Raw genomic sequence first — 20550 nt, forward strand, 5'->3', positions numbered from 1 at the left:
GTGGTTTTTTATTTTAAAATTTAAAATACTGATTTGCAATATGTTAATATAATTTTTATCGATTAAGTGTAACTTTATTACGACGAAATGCATTTTTTTCTTGCTTTGTAAGAATTTTTGTTTTATGTTTACATCACCTAACCTACTAGCTTATTGCCAGTGTCCCCAAATCTGGTAATATAAAGAAAGGGATACATCCTAAATAGATGTATCCCTTTTATATTTACTTATTTATTTTAAGTGAAATAGTAGCTTATTCAAAACTCTGCATATCCACAAGTTTTTTGTAAACACCATTTAAAGCAATAAGCTCATTGTGTTTGCCTTGTTCGGCAATTTCACCTTTTTGCATTACTATAATTTCATCGGCATTTTGAATGGTTGATAATCTATGCGCTATAACAATTGACGTTCTGTTTTTCATCATGTTTTCTAGTGCAACTTGTACTAAGCGTTCGCTTTCTGTATCAAGGGCAGAAGTTGCTTCGTCTAAAATCATGATAGGTGGATTTTTTAAGACTGCTCTTGCAATGCTTAAACGTTGTTTTTGACCACCAGATAATTTTCCTCCAGAGTCGCCAATGTTGGTGTCTATTCCGTTAGGTAAATCTTTAACAAACTCCCAAGCATTAGCTACCTTTAAGGCTTCAATAATTTCTTCATCAGTAGCATCTTTTTTACCAAGAAGAATATTATTTTTTACAGACTCGTTGAATAATATTGAATCTTGAGTAACCAATCCCATAAGGTTTCTCAACGATTTTTTAGTAAGGTCTTTAATGTTTTCACCATCAATTTCAATGCTACCTTTAGTAACATCATAAAAACGAGTTACAAGATTAGCAATTGTAGATTTTCCGCTACCTGATTGCCCAACTAAAGCAATGGTTTTGCCTTTAGGTACTTTAATGGAAAAGTTTTTAAGTACTAGATCGTCTTCATATTTAAAAGACACATCGTTTATCGCTATTTCAGAATTAAAATCTGATTTGTTTTTGGCGTTAGGTTTATCTTCAAGTGGAGAAGGTGTGTTTAGAATTTCCAGTACTCGTTCGGCAGCAGCATTTCCTTTTTTTACACTATAGCTTGCTTTGCTTATTGCCTTTGCAGGTGTTAAAATATTGTATGCTAATCCCATATAAACAATAAATAAACCAGCCTCTAAGCTACCATCAATTAATACCATTTGTCCTCCATACCATAGTAGAATAGAAATAACCAAAATACCTAAAAACTCACTAGTTGGCGATGCTAAATTTTGACGGTTAAGTAGGTTATTTGAAAACTTGTTGAATCGTGTTGTAGATTCTTTAAACTTTTCGCCAAATATTTTTTGAGAGTTAAAACCTTTAATCACTTTAAGTCCACCAAGAGTTTCTTCAATGATAGATAGTAATTGACCTTGTTCACTTTGAACTCTGTCAGAACGTTTTTTTAAGCTTTTTCCAATTCTGGAAATAATAAAACCAGAAACAGGAATAAAAATAAAAACAAACAACGTGAGTTTAGCACTAATGAGAAACATGGTAATGATTGTAAACAGTATCATTAACGGTTCTCTAACAATAAGTTCTAGTATCGACAAGAATGAAGTTTGTATTTCTTGAACATCAGTTGTTATTCTAGCAATAGTATCTCCTTTTCGTTTTTCAGAAAAATAAGCGATAGGTAAATCTACCACTTTGTCATACAATTCATTTCTTATGTCTTTTAAAACACCGTTTCTTAAAAAGGTGATAAAGTACATTGCTAAATAGCTAAACAGGTTTTTTAGTAAAAACATACTTACTACCAAAACTACCATAAAAATAAGGACATCGTCATGTCCTTCATTAGCTTTTTGAGTAACAAAGTAATTTAAATAGCTTTCTAAATAATCTTTAATTTTAGAAATGCCTTCCCAAGTTGGCTTAGTGTTTATTTGTTTGGTTTTATCAAATAACACATTAAGCATTGGAAATAGTGAAACCATAGCTAAAGTACCAAACAATGCATAAAAAACATTGCTTATAATATTAAGTACAGCATAACTTTTATAAGGTTTCGCAAAGCGAAGTATTTGCTTAAAGTAATTCATTAATTTATTTTCATGTCGTCAACAATGGCGTCAATTTTCGATTCCAATTTTTGTTCCACTGTTTTAAAGTCTGACACATTGTCTAATGTAGTGTTTACGCTGATGTAAAACTTAATTTTTGGTTCGGTACCACTTGGTCTAAGTGCTATTTTACTACCATCTTCTGTGTAGTAAATCAATACGTTAGATTTTGGAATATCAATGGCTTCTTCAGTATTGTTTTTTACATCTTTTGCAATAGATAATTGGTAGTCTTCAATTCTAACTACTTTTGAGCCATTAACTTCTTTTAACGGATTTTCTCTAGCATCAATCATCATTTGTTTAATTTCTTGAGCGCCTTCAATTCCTTTTTTGGTTAATGATATTAAACGCTCTTTATACAATCCATGTTCAGCGTATAAATCAATTAATGCTTCATATAGTGTTTTACCTTCAGCTTTTGCTTGAGCAGCAATTTCACAAGCTAAAAGGGTAGAGGTTACAGCATCTTTGTCTCTTACGAAATCACCAACCATGAATCCAAAACTTTCTTCACCACCACCAATAAAATCCATATTAGGGAAGTCTTTAATCATTTTAGCAATCCATTTAAAACCAGTTAAACCAATTTTGCATTCTACATCATAAGCATTTGCTAAAACCGACATCATAGGAGTAGATACAATTGTAGAGCCTACAAATTGACTACCATTGATTTTGCCAGAGTTTTTCCATTGTTTTAATAAGAAATCAGTCATTAAAATCATGGTTTGGTTACCATTTAAAATCACCAATTCATTATCTAGGTTTCTTACAGCAACACCCAAGCGGTCACAATCAGGATCAGTACCAACTACAATATCTCCATTTACTTTTTCAGCAAGTTCCATAGCCATTTTTAAAGCTTCAGGTTCTTCAGGATTTGGAGATGCTACAGTAGGGAAATCACCATTTGGTTGACGCTGTTCTTCAACTATGTTTACATTTGTATAACCAGCTCTTTTTAGAGTTTCAGGAACAGCAGTAATTGAGGTTCCGTGTAAAGAGGTAAATACAATATTTAAGTTTTCTCTGGCTTCTGTGGAGGTGTTAAAACTTCCATTTCTTACTGAGTTATCAATAAACACATTGTCAATAGCTTCACCTATGTATTCGATTAAATCTGTATTTGCTTCAAATTTAATTTCAGAATAATCCAACTTGTTTATTTCAGCAATAATTTCGGCATCTTGTGGTGGTACTAATTGTCCGCCATCTTGCCAATATACTTTGTATCCATTGTATTCTGGTGGATTGTGCGAAGCAGTAAGTACAATTCCGCAGTGACAACCTAAATGTTTTAGCGTAAATGAAAGTTCAGGAGTAGCTCTTAAATCTTCAAATAAATACACTTGAATTCCGTTTGCCGAAAATACATCTGCTACAACTTTACCAAAAGTGTTACTGTTGTGTCTACAATCATAAGCAATGGCAACTTTTATAGTTTCTCCAGAAAATACTTGTTTTAAGTAATTGCTTAGTCCTTGTGTGTTTTTTCCTAACGTGTATTTGTTAATTCGGTTAGTGCCAAGTCCCATAATACCTCTCATTCCTCCAGTACCAAACTCAAGGTCTTTGTAAAAGCATTCTTTAAGCTCTTTTGGGTTGGTTGCAATTAAATGTTTTATCTGTTCTTGAGTGTTATCGTCAAAAGTTGGTGTTAACCAAGTGTTCACTCTCTCTAATAATTCTGGTTCAATATAAATCATAAGTTATCTGAAATTGTATATAACAAAAATAAACAATTAGGTAAATGTTAAAGTTTAATTAGGCGTTAATTTATAAGAAAAGGATTATAAATTTAGTTCATCCTTAACCAAATAGCGTTTTTTGTCCTGCTTACTTCTTAAAATAATCTCACCTAAAAACCCAGCAACAAAAAACTGAGTTCCAATAATCATTGTGGCTAGTGAGATGTAAAATTGTGGTCGTTGGGTTATGAGTCGACCTGTTGGGTTTAAAAAGAGTTTATCTATTCCTAAGTATAGCGCAAACCCAAAACCAATGGCAAACATAATCACTCCAAGTGCGCCAAAAAGATGCATAGGACGTTTACCAAAACGCGATAAAAACCAAATGGTGATAAGGTCTAGAAAACCATTAATAAAACGTTCCATTCCAAATTTGGTTTCGCCATATTTTCTAGCTTGATGTTGCACCACTTTTTCACCAATTTTAGTAAAACCAGCGTTTTTGGCAAGCACAGGAATGTATCTGTGCATTTCGCCATTAACATCAATGTTTTTTACAACTTTATTATTGTATGATTTTAAACCGCAATTAAAATCGTGCAATTTTACGCCTGATGTTTTTCGTGCAGCCCAATTAAAAAGTTTGGAAGGTAGATTTTTAGAAATAACCGAATCGAAGCGTTTCTTTTTCCAGCCAGAAACCAAATCGTAACCCTCTTTAACAATCATATTGTAAAGCTCAGGGATTTCGTCAGGATTGTCTTGCAAATCGGCATCCATAGTAATTACTACTTCACCTTTTGCTTTTTCAAAACCAGCGTGTAGTGCTTGCGATTTCCCAAAGTTTTTAAGAAACCTAATGCCTTTTACATTTGGATTTTTATTAGATAACGATGTAATGGTCTCCCAAGAGCCATCAGTACTACCATCGTCAATAAATAGAATTTCATAAGAAAAATGATTGGATTGCATAACATTTGCAATCCAATCATGTAATTCTGTTAAAGAGTCGCTCTCGTTAAGTAGTGGTATGACTACTGATATGTTCATGTAAATGATTTCTAAATTCTATCGTTCAAAAATAAAGAAATTATTTAAGCTACGTTAGGATCTTTCTTTTTCATTGACAATGCAACAATTAATCCAATTACTGCGTAGAAAATTAATTGAAAAGCAACCGATTTTAGCTGATTTCCTAAAGCAAATTGATTTTGGTCAGCCATTTCTGCAATAGCTTTGTCAATCTCAGATTGAGGAGCTCCAAAATTTTCCATCATTTGTCGAGAAGCTTCAATGACATTTTCTTTTAAAATTTCAGCAGCTTCAGGATCAATAACATTAAATAATAAAACACTCACTGCTGTACTTAAAATAAAGCCTATTGCTATTGTAATGAAATACGAGGAAAATGCTTGTTTAAAAGAAATAAATCCTCCTAAAAGGCTTTTAGATTTTGCTGTAGATACAATTCCAAAAATTAAGATGACCAAGAATAATATGATACCTAACCACCATTTAGTCAACATTTCTAGGTTAACAGCATAAAATAAAACTGTTATTGTAGAAAGAAATAAACCAAGGTATAAGCCATAGTTTATTGATGAAGATTTAATCGATTTTTCCATAAGTTTTAGTTGATTTATTAGTTTATATATCTAATATGTATTCAAAGATAACAAAACGTTACATGAATTTTAAGAAATAAAAAACAATAAAAAGATTGTACAATAATAAAATTTGCTTAAATTTGCACCTCGAAAAAAACGAAACGATAATAAAGCATTAGAGATGAAAAAAGGTATACATCCAGAAAATTATAGACTTGTAGCATTCAAAGATATGTCTAATGATGATGTATTTTTAACGAAGTCAACTGCAGATACTACAGAAACTTTAGAAGTAGATGGTGTAGAGTATCCGTTAGTAAAATTAGAGATTTCTAGAACATCTCACCCATACTACACTGGTAAATCTAAATTAGTTGATACAGCAGGACGTATTGACAAGTTTAAAAACAAATACGCGAAATTCAAGAAATAAATTTCTCGAAAATATATTTATTAAAGCCTTTCAACTATTGAAAGGCTTTTTTATTTTAGGCAATTAAGTTACTTTTGGATAAATGAAAGTTTAGGTTTTAAAAGACAACTCTAAACTTTAAGCTTTAAACTTTTATTATGAATTATATTCTTTTTGATGGTCCTTGTCGTAACAGTTTGTTGCCATTTACCTATACAAGACCAGTAGCCGATATACGTGTAGGGATTTTAACCATTAGAGAAAAATGGGAAATGTACCTTGGTTATACTACCACAACTTTAACCGAAGATTACTTATCCAATAAATACCCAATGGTTGAAATGGATGAGAATGTAATGATTAATGCGTCGTATGTGCCAAACTTTGAGCTTGCAGAAATGGTGAAAAGCCTTGAGGAAAATCAGGCAATTTTTAAGGATGAAGACGTTATCGCTTTTTTTACTAAAGACACGCAAGATGATGTGGATTTTGAAACCTATGAAGCGATTGAGTTTAATGCTGAAGTTATAAAGGTTGAACACACTTGGGATATTTTCTCAAAAAACGGTAATGCTATAGCTGAAGATTTTGAGCTTTTAACAAAAGGTCGAAAATCGCAACCAATACCTGCAAGTAACAATACCATTGAAGCAAGCAACATTTTTATAGAAGAAGGTGCAAAACTAGAGTTTGTAACTTTAAATGCTACCAATGGCCCAATTTACATAGGTAAAGATGCTGAAATAATGGAAGGTAGTATTATAAGAGGCCCTTTTGCGTTGTGTGATCATGCTACTGTAAAATTAGGAGCCAAAATTTATGGTCCTACAACGGTTGGTCCATATAGTAAGGTTGGAGGAGAGGTAAATAACTCGGTGATTTTCGGATATTCAAACAAAGGACACGATGGGTTTTTAGGAAATTCAGTTTTAGGAGAATGGTGTAATCTTGGTGCAGACACCAATAATTCCAACCTTAAAAATAATTATGCTGAAGTAAGACTGTGGAGTTATGAAACCGAAGGTTTTGCAAGAACAGGCTTGCAGTTTTGTGGCTTAATGATGGGAGATCATAGCAAATGTGGTATTAACACTATGTTTAATACAGGAACAGTAGTTGGTGTGAGTTCAAATATTTTTGGTAGTGGATTTCCAAGAAATTTTGTGCCAAGTTTTAGTTGGGGAGGAAATAGCGGATTTACAACATATCTAACTAAAAAAGCATTTGAGGTTGCAAAGGTAGTTATGCAACGAAGGTCAATTGAATTTACACAACAAGATGCCGATATTTTAGAGCATGTGTTTGAAATCACCCAAAAATATAGAACTAAATAAATTAAATATATATGTTAGGAATAGTACTCATCTACTTTATAGGTCGTTACTTTTATAGGTTAGCAGAAGGATACAATAAAAACAAATGGTTGTTTGCCATTATTGGTGTGTTAAGTTATTATGTTGGAACCTTTGTTGGTGGAATAATTTTAGGTGTTTTAGATGGAATTTTCAACATTGGAATGGATTGGGACAATAGCTTAATGCTTGGTCTTTTGGCGTTACCATTTGGAGTGGCAATGGTGTATTTGTTTCACTTTTTGTTAAAACGACACTGGGAAAAAACAACTATCAAACCAGTTGATGAGATTGAAACTATAGGGAAATCTATTGAAGAGTAGTTTTTCTCACCTTTTTTAATTCCAATAAATTAATAGGGTTAATCCCTAGTCCATTTACATTTTTTCTTGTAAAACGAACGACTTCATCGTAAAACATAACCACGACTGGAGCGTCTTGCATGATTAAACTATCCATTTTGGTGTAAAGTGCTTCACGTGATTTAGTATTGGTTTCAGTAAAAGCTTGTTCGTACCAAGTGTCAAATAATTCATTTTTAAAATGTGTGTAGTTTGGACCATTAGGAGCAAAATTTTTGCTGTAGTAAAGGGATAGGTAGTTTTCAGCATCAGGATAATCGGCAACCCAACTTGCACGAAACATATCTAATTTACCATTTGCCTTAGCGTCTTTTAAAGTAGCCGCAGGAATAACATCTACATTTACTTGTAGGCCAACTTTTTGAAGTTCACGTTGTATATATTCGCAAAAACTCAAATAATTACTAGTTGTTGTAATGGTAATGCTTGGTTGAGTAATTCCTGTTTCAGCTTTAAAATCATCAATAAGTTGTTTGGCTTTTTCAGGTTGATAACTGTAACCTGTCTGTTCGTTGTAACCAGGTAATCCCTTTGGGATAAATCCACCATTGGCAGGAATACCAATACCATTTCGCAAGTAAGTCATCATTTTATGTCTGTCGAACCCATAATTTACTGCTTGTCGTAATAGTTTGGATTGAATTTCGCTAACTTCAGAATCTAAATAAAACGCTAAATATTCAGTATTTAGATAAGGACCTCTAATGATGTCAACGTCTGTTTTGTATTGAGCTCTAAGTTCTCCTTTTGAGGTTAAAATTTCATCTTTATAAGAAGCATCTAAACCAGATACATAATCAATATTTCCTTGAGCAAATTGTAAAAATTCACTTTGTTTGTCTGGTAAAAATGTAATAGCAACTGCTTCTAAATACGGAAGTTGGTTTCCGTTTGTATCCTTTTCAAAATACAAATTATTTTTCCTGAATACGAGTTTAATATTTTCTTCCCAACGTTTAAATTTAAAAGGACCAGTTCCAATAGGATTACTTCTAAAATCAGAACCATAATGCGCTACAATTTCTTTAGGAACAACCGAACAATATTTCATAGTCAGTAATCCTAAAAAAGCAGGAAAAGGTTGTTTTAACTGTATTTGAAAAACAGTATCGTTAACCGCTTTAAAATTGGCAACTTTGTTTAATACCCAACTTCCAGGAGAGGCAACTTGTTTGTCTTGTAATCGGTTTAAACTGTACTCAAAATCTTGAGCAGTAACAGTTCTTGTAGAGTCTTTTCCAAACAACTCGTGTTTGTGAAAATAAACGTCATTTCGTAAGTTAAACGTGTAAGTTGTTGCGCTGTCTGTAACAGTCCAGTTTTTAGCAATACAAGGTATTACGTTAAGGCTGTCATCCATTTGTACCAAACCGTTAAACAATTGGTTAGTTGCCCAAATATCGGCATTGTCTTTTGAAAACGCAGGATCTAATGAACCAATGTTTTTATGTTCATTGTATCTAAAAACTGAATTTGAATTGCTTTGATTGTTGCTTTCACATGAGATTAGAATAAAAATTGCACAACATATTGATATGTAGTGTGGTAGTTCTGAGCTACTAAGAAAAAAGCGTTTTACCATTTTATTTATTAGTTGTAAATTTGCAACTTGGTAAAAGTACAAGAATGAACGGAAGAAAAAAAGTAGCATTTTACACTTTGGGTTGTAAGCTTAATTTTTCTGAAACTTCTACTATAGCAAGAGGTTTTAAGGATGAAGGCTTTGATCGTGTTGATTTTTCTGAAACAGCAGATATATATGTTATCAATACATGTTCTGTTACCGAAAATGCTGATAAACGATTTAAAACTATAGTTAAACAAGCTCAAAAATCTAATCCAGAAGCTTTTGTTGCAGCAGTAGGTTGTTATGCGCAATTAAAACCTCAGGAGTTGGCAGATGTTGATGGTGTTGATCTTGTGCTTGGTGCTACCGAAAAATTCAAAATTACCGACTACATTAATGACCTGAGCAAAAATGACTTTGGAGAAGTGCATTCTTGCGATATTGACGATGCCGATTTTTATGTTGGTTCCTATTCTATAGGTGATAGAACAAGAGCATTTTTAAAAGTACAAGATGGCTGCGACTATAAATGTACTTACTGTACAATACCATTAGCTAGAGGTATTTCGCGGAGCGATACCATGGATAATGTTATTAAAAATGCCAAAGAAATCTCTGAAAAAGACATTAAAGAAATTGTACTTACTGGTGTTAACATTGGCGATTATGGTAAGGGCGAATTTGGTAACAAGCGTCATGAACATACGTTTTTAGATTTAGTAACCGAACTTGATAAGGTAGAAGGTATTGAGCGTTTACGTATTTCTTCAATAGAACCTAACCTTTTAAAGAATGAAACTATTGAGTTGGTTTCGCAGTCTAGAGCCTTTGTGCCTCATTTTCATATTCCATTACAAAGTGGAAGTAACGATATTCTAAAAAAAATGAAGCGTCGTTATATGCGAGAACTTTATGTGGATAGAGTCGCCAAAATACGAGAAATTATGCCTAATGCTTGTATAGGTGTTGATGTTATTGTTGGTTTTCCTGGTGAAACTGATGAGCGTTTTTTAGAAACGTATAATTTTCTGTCAGATTTAGATATCTCGTATCTTCATGTGTTTACCTATTCTGAAAGAGATAATACCGAAGCTGCAAAAATGGATGGCGTTGTTCCTAAAAATGTAAGGTCAAAGCGTAGTAAAATGTTACGAGGTTTATCGGTTAAAAAACGTAGAGCATTTTATGAAAGCCAAATAGGAACACAACGACAAGTATTGTTTGAAAGCGAAAATAAAGAAGGTTACATTCATGGGTTTACCGAAAACTACGTAAAAGTAAAATCGCCTTGGAATCCACATTTAGTAAATACGATTCACGATGTGGAGCTTACCAAAATTGATGACGATGGTATTGTACGTTTTGATTTGATAAATCAGGAAGCGGTTTAAATACTGTTAATCTTATATTTTTAGCGTTTCATCTAAATTATAATAGCTAACTTGTTAGAGGTTATATATTTACTGCAAATTAATTGGTCCCATATGAAAAACCTACTCTCACTTGCAGTACTTTGCATTTCGTTTACTACACTATTTTCTTGTTCTAAAGACAGCAATAACGATTCAAATCTTGTTGGTATATGGAAATTAACTAATTATGATATTAGTATTTCTACTGATGTGGATAAAGATGGAGTAGAGCACAAAAATATTTTAAATGAAATAGTTTGTAGCGTCAATGAAACATTAGAGTTTGAAACTAATAAATCTATGACTTCTAGCGATTCTTTTCACCATGAAGTAAAAGTATCTAAGGTTGATGATTCCTATTTAGTAAATGTTGAGTGTAGTGATGGTTATATAAGTTCTATTAATGTGCTTACTGAAGAAGAGTTTACCGAGTACGAATCGTATATTGAAGGTAACCAGCTAACCTTAGTTTATGCAAATGCAGTTAAAGTTTATAACGAAGACTTCACAGAAGTGATTGAAACCAAAGATTTAATAAAAGTTTACACTAAGTAACAACTTGAGAAATATAAAAAAAACCGAAGTAAAAGCTTCGGTTTTTTTATAGTATTAATATTAAAAGTGTGTTAATCAAATTGTTTTGCTGATTTTCGTGTTCTATATTTCAAGTGAAATTAAAAACTATAGATTATGAAAAAAATTATTTTATGTATTTTGACTTTAGGAGTACTGACCTTAACATCATGCTCAAGTGATGATGATGGAAGTATTAACATTGAAAATGCTAATATATCAATTGATAATACCTTAATGGATTTTGATGTTGCAGTACAAAACATACAATCTTTTCGTGTAATGTCATTTTCAAATTCATCTGATGATTCTAAATATTTTATTATAACATTAGAGAGAGATGAAGTAGGAAATGAAGCTGTTGCAAGTGTTAGCTATCTTACTGTTGATGGTACTTATCGTTATGATAAATATACAGTCGATAATCCTGCGACAATTTCAAGTGATATTGAAATTAATACTTCAAATGCATTCAAAGGAACATTATCTGGAGTTTTGTCAAAGTATATAGAAGGAGTTGGTTACGAAACGATTACTATAGAGAGTGGTAATTTTGATGTGACTTTTTAGATGCTTAAAATCATATAATAAAAAAAACCGAAGTGAAAGCTTCGGTTTTTTTTGTGAGTTATATTCTAATGCCAACTGGTAGCATTTTTTTGTAGCGTCTATTTCTTCTAATAAATTTTGCAATTTCAGGACTTGTAGGAACTACGCTTATATTTCTTTCTTGTATGTTTTCAAAAACAAGTTTTAAAAAATCCTCTTCAAACCCTTCAGAGTTAATACATTCTGGAATTATTAGTTTTGTTAAAAAAATCTTTCGATCTTGGAGTGAATATTCAATTTTTGCTAATTGGTCATCAATTTTTAGCTCAAATTGACGTAAAAAGTCATTGTCTATTAGTTCAGCTGCATCAATCATAATAAATTAATTTTAATCTAAGGTCGGTAAGGATAAAAACTACAATTTGTATAGTTTTGCAATGCAAATTTATAAAAAATATCGCACATATTAAAGTATAGTGATGGTTAAATGCTTATGGAATAAACTATTAAGATTTTTAAAACTACAATAGCTCTAAAATGAAACAAGATATCATACATGTTTACTTTATGCCTGGTATGGCAGCTAACCCATCAATTTTTGAGTATATTAAGCTTCCTGAAAACCAATTCGAAATGCATTGGTTAGAGTGGGTGTTACCTCTAGATAATGAAACTTTGGAAGGCTATGCGAAACGTATGGTAAAAAAGATTGAGCATAAAAATATTGTGCTTCTTGGAGTGTCTTTTGGAGGTATTTTGGTTCAAGAAATGAGCAAATTTATAGACTGCAAAAAAGTAATAGTAGTTTCAAGTGTAAAGTCTAAACACGAGTTGCCAAAACGTATGAAGGTGGCAAAGTTTACTAAGGCTTATAAATTGTTGCCTACACAACTAATGAGTAATGTAGAGTTGTTAGCAAAATACGCTCTTGGTAATACAGTAAAGAAAAGAGTGGAACTGTATAAAAAATACCTTTCAGTAAATGATAAAAAGTACTTGGATTGGGCAATTGAGCAAGTGATTACCTGGAAACAAGAAAAACCACATCCAAACGCTATTTATATTCATGGAAATAAAGACATGGTTTTTAACCATTCGTGCTCTGGAGACTGTATAGTTATTGAAGGAGGAACGCATATCATGATTATAAATAAGTATAAATGGTTTAACGAAAATTTACCAAATCTTATATTAAACTAATTTTGAAAGCATTGTAGATTTCTCTACATTTATAAAAACGTCAAACAAATAAGTGTTACTTATGAAAACTTTAAAAAATATATTAGCTGCTGTAGGTTTAATAGCGTTGTCTGGGCTTTTTATTTTTGCAGCCCAAAAATCACCTTCTGATAATACAATACAAGAAGAACAGAAAAAATTAATCAATGATTATAATGTGTATGCTTTAGCAGTTCCAGATCATCTGGAGTTTGCAGGTGAAGCTGTTCCATTAGAAGATCCAGATGTTTTAGAGCGTATGGATAGAGAGCTTTTAGTAAATACGTATTGGCAATCTAATGGGTTGCTAATGTTTAAGAGAGCTGAAAAGTATTTTCCTGTAATTGAGCCTATTTTGGAAAAACATGGTGTTCCTGACGATTTTAAATATTTAGCAGTTATTGAAAGCGGATTAACAAATGCTGTATCTCCTGCTGGAGCAAGAGGTGTATGGCAAATTATGAAAGCAACAGGAAGAGAGAATGGACTTGAGGTAAATGATAATGTTGATGAACGTTATAATTTAGAAAAAGCTACTGAAGTGGCTTGTAAATACCTTTTAGACTCTAAAGAACGATTAGGATCTTGGACATTGGCTGCTGCTGCTTACAATGCTGGAAACGCTGGTGTTTCTAGAAGATTAAAAGAACAAGATGTAACGGATTACTACGATTTACTTTTAGGTGAAGAAACAGGACGTTACCTGTTTAGAATTGTGGCACTTAAAGAAATTTTAAGCAACCCTAAAAAATACGGATTCAATTTTAAAGAAAACGATTTGTATAAAAATATACCAACCTATAAAGTGTCAGTAGACACTGTGGTGACTGATTTTTCAAGATTTGCAAAACAGTTTGGTATCAATTACAAAATATTGAAAATCCATAATCCTTGGTTGCGCGAAGATCATCTTAACAATGCTTCTAGAAAGCAGTATTTTATTGAAATACCTAAAGAAGGATACTATCCTACAACGCCTTAATGATTGATTTTGTTAAGCACAATTTTTGGAACATTTTAATTGTTCTTAATTATGTTGTGGCAATTTCTGCTGCAATAACTATTCTTCTAAAAAATATTAACCCAACCAAAACCATTTCTTATATAATGGTTTTGGTTTTTTTTCCTTTTTTAGGGTTGTTAGTTTACTATTTCTTTGGGCAAGAATATCGAAAGAACAAAATATTCAACCGAAAACATATTTTAAATAAAAGAGTTGTAAAAAACATCAATAAAGAGTTACAACTTAATAACAAAGAAAAGAGAGAAATTAAGCAAACTCTTGACGAAAAAGTAAAACTTGTAAAGTTGCTTTACAATAGCGAACAGTCGCCTTTAACGCTCAACAACAAAGTTAAACTGATTAAAAACGGAGAAGAAAAATTTAAACTATTACTTAAAGACTTAGAGCAAGCCCAATCTCACATCCACATGGAATACTATATCCTAAAGGATGATAAAATAGGAACACAAGTTTTGGATGTATTGTGTGAGAAAGCTATAGAAGGTGTTAATGTAAGATTAACTTTTGACGATGTAGGAAGCAAGCTTTCAAAAGCAATAAAAAATAAACTCAAAGAAAGTGGAGTAGAGTTTGCGCCTTTTATGCCTGTGTTGTTTCCAAAATTCACAGGAAAGATGAACTACAGAAACCATAGAAAAATTGTGGTTATTGATGGGCGTATTGGTTATTTAGGAGGTATAAACATTTCTGATACTTATGTAAACTACGAAACTGATAACTCATATTGGAGAGATACGCACCTGAGAATTGAAGGTGAAGCAGTAAAACCGTTGCAGATAAACTTTTTAACCACTTGGAATTTTGTATCTAATACTGATTTGCCAATTTCTAAAACCTTTTTTCCTGAAATAGAAGTTACTGAAGAAGTGCCAGTACAGATTGCAGCTAGTGGTCCAGATACTGATTGGGCAAATATTATGGAGACTATTTTTACAGCTATAGTTACTGCGCAAAAATATGTGTACATAACCACGCCTTATTTTATTCCTAATGATGAAGTTATTACTGCAATGCAAGTAGCTGCGAAAAGTGGTGTAGAAGTAAAATTGTTAATTCCAAAACATTCAGACTCTTGGACTGCTGAACACGCTACAAACTCTTATTTAGAGTCGTTATTAGAAGCAGGAGTGGAAATTTATCGATACAAAAAAGGATTTGTTCATGCTAAAACATTAGTTGTTGATGACATTTTTTGTACTGTAGGAACTTCTAATATGGATTATAGAAGCTTTAATATCAATTTTGAAATAAATGCTTTAATATATGATGAAACACAAAGTAAGGCACTTAAAAAGTTTTTTAATGATGATATTAAAGATAGCGAACAATTAACTTTACAAAGCTGGCAAAAAAGACCTAGATTAAGTAGGCTTAAAGAATCTTTTTGTAGGCTTTGGGCTCCTTTATTGTAAAAATTATCTTCTGCTACGTCTGTTTTGTCTAGCCGAAGTAGGTTGACCATACTGCTGTTTAGGAATAGCAGTTTTTTTCATTTGTTGCTTAAACATTTTAATTTGGTCGGTCAACATTCCTCTTTTATCAAGAGTTTCAGCCTCTTTTAATAAGATTTGAGCCTCTTGTTTTCTGCGTTTAGAAAAAGCAATTCCTGCTAAGTTTAATTTAGCCATTGCCAAATCATGATCCATAGATAAACCTAGGCTAACCGCTTTTTTAAAGTATTTTTCAGCTTCGTTCATATTAGTTTGAGAAACCATAATACCATGTAAGTAGTTGTAGTAGCCTTCTTGTTTTTTTACTAAAGCAGCTGAAGGGTTTTTAATTTTATCAAGCCATTTTTTTGCACCATCAAAATCTTGCTTACGAAGTTTTAAAAAGGCTAGAAGAATAAATTCGTTTTTAAAATAAAGGAATACAAAAATAAGTGAAAGTAAAATCAACATAATACCATTACCAATGTAGCCTTCGGTAAATTGATAAACGGCATAACCAATAATTAAAACAGCAATTACTAACTTTATATTTTTATTGTACATATTTTCTATTGAATTTTTGAGTGTGCAAAGTTAGTAAAAACAATTGGAAATATTTTTAACTTTTGATTTGTCAAAGTAAAAAGTCTTTGTATATTTGCAGCCAATTTTGAAACAAACTTCAAAAGTAATTAACGGAAACTAAGATTATTTTTTTAAAGATATAAGACAATGAGTAAAAGAACGTTTCAACCGTCAAAAAGAAAGAGAAGAAACAAACACGGTTTTAGAGAAAGAATGGCTACTGCTAACGGTAGAAAAGTACTTGCTCGTAGAAGAGCTAAGGGAAGAAAGAAATTGTCTGTGTCTTCAGAATCAAGACATAAGAAATAATGATTAACAATTGTTAATATTTTGAGGTGTTACTTAGGTGTAGCACCTTTTTTTGTACCCAATAGATACCTATTTTTGTAAACCAAAAAAACACAACACAATGCCAAAGAATAAAAACATAAGCTCTGTATTAATTATTGGATCAGGACCTATCATTATTGGTCAAGCATGCGAGTTTGACTACTCAGGATCTCAAGCACTACGATCGTTAAGAGAAGAAGGAATCGAAACCATTTTAATTAATTCTAATCCTGCAACAATCATGACTGACCCAAAAATGGCAGATCATGTGTATTTGTTGCCACTTAATACAAAATCTATTGTTAAAATATTAAAAGAGCATCCGCAAATTGATGCTGTTTTACCAACAATGGGAGGACAAACTGCTTTAAACCTTTGTATTGAAGCAGATGAAAAAGGGATTTGGGAAGACTTTGGTGTAAAAATTATTGGTGTAAATATTGATGCAATTAACATTACCGAAGACAGAGAGAAGTTTAGAGAGTTAATGTTAAAAATTGGAGTTGGAATGGCACCACAAGCTACAGCAACTTCATTTTTAAAAGGTAAAGAAATAGCTCAAGAGTTTGGTTTTCCATTATGTATTAGAGCATCGTTTACCTTAGGTGGAGCAGGAGCTTCAATTGTTTACAATGAAGAAGAGTTTGATGAAGCCTTGACTAGAGGTTTAGAAATCTCACCAATTCATGAGGTGATGATTGATAAAGCGATGATGGGATGGAAAGAGTATGAGTTGGAGTTATTACGCGATAAGAATGATAACGTAGTTATTATTTGTACTATTGAAAATATGGATCCAATGGGAATTCATACAGGAGACTCTATTACTGTGGCACCTGCAATGACACTTTCAGATAGTACATTCCAGAAAATGCGTGATATGGCTATACTTATGATGCGTAGTATAGGTGATTTTGCAGGAGGATGTAACGTACAGTTTGCGGTAAGTCCAGATGAAGAAGAAGAAATTATCGCTATTGAAATTAACCCTCGTGTATCGCGTTCTTCAGCATTAGCGAGTAAAGCCACAGGTTACCCTATTGCAAAAATTGCTGCTAAGTTGGCTATTGGGTATCATTTAGATGAATTAGAAAATCAAATTACCAAGTCTACTTCGGCATTGTTTGAGCCAACTTTAGACTACGTAATCGTAAAAATACCTCGTTGGAATTTTGATAAGTTTGAAGGTTCTGATAGAACATTAGGACTTCAAATGAAAGCGGTTGGAGAAGTGATGGCAATAGGTCGTTCATTCCAAGAAGCACTTCATAAAGCAACACAATCATTAGAAATAAAACGAAATGGTCTTGGTGCAGATGGTAAAGGGTATAAAGATTATGACCAAATAATCGAGAAACTTACTTATGCAAGTTGGGATCGTGTATTTGTGATTTATGATGCTATTCAAATGGGAATTCCATTAAGCAGAATTCATGAAATCACAAAAATTGATATGTGGTTCTTAAAGCAATACGAAGAATTGTATATGTTGGAAAAAGAAATTTCAACATTCACGATAGATACTATAGACAGAGACTTGTTGCTAGAAGCTAAACAAAAAGGGTATGGAGATCGTCAAATTGCGCACATGCTAAACTGTTTAGAAAGTGAAGTCTATAACAAGCGTGATGAGTTAAAAATTAATCGTGTTTATAAACTTGTAGATACATGTGCTGCTGAGTTTAAAGCACAAACACCATATTACTATTCTACATTTGAAAACGAATTAGAAACAGCTGATGGTAAACTATATTCAGATAACGAAAGTGTAGTTTCAGATAAGAAAAAAATAATTGTTTTAGGTTCTGGACCAAACAGAATTGGGCAAGGAATTGAATTTGATTATTGCTGTGTGCATGGAGTATTGGCGAGTGCTGAATGTGGTTACGAAACAATTATGATTAATTGTAATCCTGAAACCGTTTCAACCGATTTTGACATCGCTGATAAACTGTACTTTGAACCAGTATTCTGGGAACATATTTACGACATCATTCGTCATGAAAAACCAGAAGGTGTTATCGTTCAACTTGGCGGTCAAACAGCACTTAAACTTGCTGAAAAATTAGACCGTTACGGAATAAAAATTATCGGAACTACATACCAATCTTTAGATTTAGCTGAAGATAGAGGAAGCTTCTCTACCTTACTTAAAGAGAATAACATTCCTTATCCAGAGTTTGATACTGCCGAAACTGCTGATGAAGCCTTAGCTGTAGCTGATAAGTTAGATTTCCCAATCTTGGTAAGACCATCTTATGTATTAGGAGGTCAAGGCATGAAAATTGTAATTAACAAGAAGGAACTAGAAGAGCATGTCGTTGACTTACTTCGTAAAATACCAAATAACAAACTCTTATTAGACCATTATTTAGATGGTGCTATTGAAGCAGAAGCTGATGCTATTTGCGATGGTGAAAACGTTTACATTATTGGTATAATGGAGCATATTGAACCTTGCGGAATTCACTCAGGTGATAGTAATGCAACATTACCTCCTTTTAACCTTGGAGATTTAGTATTAGAACAAATAAAAGATCACACCAAAAAGATTGCATTAGCTTTAAATACTGTTGGGTTAATCAATATCCAGTTTGCTATTAAAGATGATAAAGTTTACATAATAGAAGCTAATCCTAGAGCGTCTCGTACTGTGCCTTTCATAGCAAAAGCGTATGGCGAACCTTATGTAAACTATGCTACTAAAATCATGTTAGGCGATAAAAAAGTAACCGATTTTGACTTTAATCCTAAGCTTGAAGGTTATGCAATAAAGCAACCAGTGTTCTCATTTAATAAGTTTCCAAACGTAAATAAAAAGTTAGGACCAGAAATGAAGAGTACAGGAGAAAGTATCTTGTTTATTGATAGTCTAAAAGATGATGAATTTTACAACTTGTACTCAAGACGTAAAATGTATTTGAGCAAATAGCAGTAAAAATCGATAAACGGTTAATACAATCTCCTAAAAATTACTACTTTAGCCTTGTGTAACTCAAGTAGTATAGAATGAAGCTAAAAGGCTTTTTGTTAATAGTGAGTGTATTAGTATCAGGTTTTGCTTTTTCCCAGCAAAATATTTTTGATGCAGCACGTTTTGGTACAATTGATGATGTAAAAGAATTAATTGCTAAAAACCCAGATACTATTAATGTGGTCGATGCTTCAGGATATTCTCCATTAACATTGGCATGCTACAGAGGAAATGATAAGGTCGCTATATTTTTAGCATCAAAAGTTGAGGATATTGATGGCGAAAGTAAATACGGAACACCATTAATGGCTGCAGTTTATAAAAACAGAGAAGCAGTTGTTAAAGTACTTTTAGAACATGGTGCAGACCCAAATTTAGCAGATGCTAATGGAACCTCTCCTTTACATTATGCTATTATTATGAGAAACAAAACCATAATTAAACAATTGGTTGAGGCGAATGCAGACACGAGTACTAAAGATAATAGAGGAAATACAGCAATAGATTACGCGAATATGACTCAAGATGAGGAAATTATTAATCTTATTGTAAAATAATATAAATATGAAAAAAACTACTTTGGCTTTAATAGCTTTTTTAAGTTTAACAACATACACTTTTAGTCAAACCTATTCCACTGGTATGATAGAATTATCTACAACACCAGGATTAGAATACTCAGCGCAGATTGATGTTACAACAGATGAAGTAACATTAACGCTAATTGGACCAAGTGATAGATGGTTAGGTTTAGGCTTTGATGCAGTAAGTATGACTTCTGGTAGAGATGTTGTTATTTTTGATGGTACAGACCTTACTGACAGGCATTTTGGGTATCCTGGTCAGCCTAATGATGAACCTGCAATAGGTTTTACGCCAACTTTAGATGAAAGACAAGATTGGACAATTATGTCTAATAATGTTACTTCAGGAGTAAGAACATTAGTTGCAACAAGAGATAGAGATACCGGAAATGTTAATGATTATGTGTTTACAACATCTGCGTCATCTATAAATTTGGTTTGGGCAAGAGGGTTTGAATCAAGTTTTGTTTTAGACTATCATGGATTTTCTAATAGAGGAATCACAATGCAATCTTTTACTTTAAGTAATGAAGAGGTTGTTGCAACAGAGTTTTCAATAGCTCCAAATCCAGCTAAATCAAGATTTAATATATCTGTGCCTAGAATGGATGGTGTTGTAAAAATGGAAGTGTTTGATGTATTAGGTAAAAAAATATACACTAAAGAGCTTAATCAATTATCGACTACTATTGATATTTCAAAATGGAATAGTGGTGTGTATTTAGTGAGGTTAGCTACAAAAAATAATATCTCTACTAAGCGCTTTGTGAAGCAGTAGGTTG

General features: G+C 32.4%; 20 protein-coding genes. 13 read left to right on the plus strand and 7 right to left on the minus strand.

Going from position 1 to position 20550, the window contains the following annotated elements; translation table 11 throughout:
- Positions 1-253: 253 nt before the first annotated feature.
- From A8975_RS08410 to A8975_RS08425, 4 genes are all read right to left on the minus strand, one after another.
- The gene (locus A8975_RS08410; protein ID WP_134199772.1) at positions 254-2077 is read right to left on the minus strand and encodes an ABC transporter ATP-binding protein; all 1824 of its coding nucleotides are present in this window, start codon (positions 2075-2077) and stop codon (positions 254-256) included.
- Positions 2077-3807 carry a phospho-sugar mutase gene (locus A8975_RS08415; RefSeq protein WP_208325365.1) on the minus strand — a complete coding sequence of 577 codons (1731 nt, stop codon included), beginning with the start codon at positions 3805-3807 and terminating at the stop codon, positions 2077-2079. Before A8975_RS08415 ends, A8975_RS08410 begins: the two co-directional genes overlap by 1 nt.
- Positions 3808-3891: 84 nt before the next feature.
- Entirely contained in the window at positions 3892-4839 is a 948-nt protein-coding gene (locus A8975_RS08420; protein ID WP_134199774.1) for a glycosyltransferase family 2 protein, read from the minus strand.
- A 44-nt stretch (positions 4840-4883) separates the two neighbouring features.
- Positions 4884-5414 carry a DUF4199 domain-containing protein gene (locus A8975_RS08425; protein WP_134199776.1) on the minus strand — a complete coding sequence of 177 codons (531 nt, stop codon included), beginning with the start codon at positions 5412-5414 and terminating at the stop codon, positions 4884-4886.
- Positions 5415-5577: 163 nt separating this feature from the next.
- On the opposite strand from A8975_RS08425, the gene A8975_RS08430 reads away from it, so the two are divergent.
- The 3 genes from A8975_RS08430 to A8975_RS08440 all read left to right on the plus strand — a co-directional run bounded on the left by A8975_RS08430 (position 5578) and on the right by A8975_RS08440 (position 7483).
- Positions 5578-5829: a type B 50S ribosomal protein L31 gene (locus tag A8975_RS08430; protein ID WP_129761299.1), complete on the plus strand. Its 252-nt coding sequence runs from the start codon at positions 5578-5580 to the stop codon at positions 5827-5829.
- Positions 5830-5966: 137 nt separating this feature from the next.
- Positions 5967-7142, plus strand: coding sequence for a GlmU family protein (locus A8975_RS08435; protein ID WP_134199778.1), 1176 nt, complete (start codon positions 5967-5969; stop codon positions 7140-7142).
- 11 nt (positions 7143-7153) lie between these two features.
- A complete protein-coding gene (locus tag A8975_RS08440; RefSeq protein WP_134199780.1) occupies positions 7154-7483 on the plus strand; it encodes a hypothetical protein in 330 nt (109 codons plus the stop codon).
- Here A8975_RS08440 and A8975_RS08445 read toward each other — a convergent pair.
- Positions 7470-9104, minus strand: a complete 1635-nt coding sequence (locus A8975_RS08445) for an ABC transporter substrate-binding protein (protein ID WP_134199782.1) — start codon at positions 9102-9104, stop codon at positions 7470-7472. The two genes, A8975_RS08440 and A8975_RS08445, sit on opposite strands and share 14 nt — an antisense overlap.
- Positions 9105-9148: 44 nt before the next feature.
- On the opposite strand from A8975_RS08445, the gene mtaB reads away from it, so the two are divergent.
- The 3 genes from mtaB (at position 9149) to A8975_RS08460 (ending at position 11644) form a co-directional block, all read left to right on the plus strand.
- Positions 9149-10480 carry a tRNA (N(6)-L-threonylcarbamoyladenosine(37)-C(2))-methylthiotransferase MtaB gene (gene mtaB, locus A8975_RS08450; protein WP_131508432.1) on the plus strand — a complete coding sequence of 444 codons (1332 nt, stop codon included), beginning with the start codon at positions 9149-9151 and terminating at the stop codon, positions 10478-10480.
- Between the two features lie 93 nt (positions 10481-10573).
- The gene (locus tag A8975_RS08455; RefSeq protein WP_134199784.1) at positions 10574-11056 is read left to right on the plus strand and encodes a hypothetical protein; all 483 of its coding nucleotides are present in this window, start codon (positions 10574-10576) and stop codon (positions 11054-11056) included.
- 159 nt (positions 11057-11215) lie between these two features.
- Positions 11216-11644, plus strand: a complete 429-nt coding sequence (locus tag A8975_RS08460; protein ID WP_134199786.1) for a hypothetical protein — start codon at positions 11216-11218, stop codon at positions 11642-11644.
- 58 nt (positions 11645-11702) lie between these two features.
- Here the strand turns inward: A8975_RS08460 and A8975_RS08465 are convergent, their stop codons facing one another.
- The gene (locus A8975_RS08465) at positions 11703-11999 is read right to left on the minus strand and encodes an N-acetyltransferase (RefSeq protein WP_187347861.1); all 297 of its coding nucleotides are present in this window, start codon (positions 11997-11999) and stop codon (positions 11703-11705) included.
- A gap of 161 nt (positions 12000-12160) precedes the next feature.
- Here A8975_RS08465 and A8975_RS08470 point away from each other — a divergent pair, with 161 nt between their 5' ends.
- The 3 genes from A8975_RS08470 (at position 12161) to cls (ending at position 15277) form a co-directional block, all read left to right on the plus strand.
- Positions 12161-12823: an alpha/beta hydrolase gene (locus A8975_RS08470; protein ID WP_134199788.1), complete on the plus strand. Its 663-nt coding sequence runs from the start codon at positions 12161-12163 to the stop codon at positions 12821-12823.
- 61 nt (positions 12824-12884) lie between these two features.
- Positions 12885-13823 carry a lytic transglycosylase domain-containing protein gene (locus A8975_RS08475; RefSeq protein ID WP_134199790.1) on the plus strand — a complete coding sequence of 313 codons (939 nt, stop codon included), beginning with the start codon at positions 12885-12887 and terminating at the stop codon, positions 13821-13823.
- Entirely contained in the window at positions 13823-15277 is a 1455-nt protein-coding gene (gene cls, locus A8975_RS08480; RefSeq protein WP_134199792.1) for a cardiolipin synthase, read from the plus strand. Before A8975_RS08475 ends, cls begins: the two co-directional genes overlap by 1 nt.
- Positions 15278-15280: 3 nt before the next feature.
- Here cls and A8975_RS08485 read toward each other — a convergent pair whose 3' ends face one another.
- The gene (locus tag A8975_RS08485) at positions 15281-15859 is read right to left on the minus strand and encodes a DUF2892 domain-containing protein (RefSeq protein WP_134199794.1); all 579 of its coding nucleotides are present in this window, start codon (positions 15857-15859) and stop codon (positions 15281-15283) included.
- A gap of 168 nt (positions 15860-16027) precedes the next feature.
- Between A8975_RS08485 and rpmH the strand changes: the two genes are divergently transcribed.
- The 4 genes from rpmH to A8975_RS08505 all read left to right on the plus strand — a co-directional run bounded on the left by rpmH (position 16028) and on the right by A8975_RS08505 (position 20546).
- Positions 16028-16189: a 50S ribosomal protein L34 gene (gene rpmH, locus A8975_RS08490; RefSeq protein ID WP_129761309.1), complete on the plus strand. Its 162-nt coding sequence runs from the start codon at positions 16028-16030 to the stop codon at positions 16187-16189.
- Between the two features lie 100 nt (positions 16190-16289).
- Positions 16290-19142: a carbamoyl-phosphate synthase large subunit gene (carB, locus tag A8975_RS08495; protein WP_134199796.1), complete on the plus strand. Its 2853-nt coding sequence runs from the start codon at positions 16290-16292 to the stop codon at positions 19140-19142.
- A gap of 77 nt (positions 19143-19219) precedes the next feature.
- Complete coding sequence (locus A8975_RS08500; protein ID WP_134199798.1) at positions 19220-19741, plus strand: ankyrin repeat domain-containing protein; 522 nt, start codon at positions 19220-19222, stop codon at positions 19739-19741.
- A 7-nt stretch (positions 19742-19748) separates the two neighbouring features.
- Complete coding sequence (locus A8975_RS08505; RefSeq protein WP_134199800.1) at positions 19749-20546, plus strand: T9SS type A sorting domain-containing protein; 798 nt, start codon at positions 19749-19751, stop codon at positions 20544-20546.
- Positions 20547-20550: the final 4 nt, after the last annotated feature.

Source organism: Meridianimaribacter flavus (assembly GCF_004366715.1).
In the GTDB taxonomy this organism is placed as follows: Bacteria; Bacteroidota; Bacteroidia; order Flavobacteriales; family Flavobacteriaceae; genus Gaetbulibacter_B; species Gaetbulibacter_B jejuensis.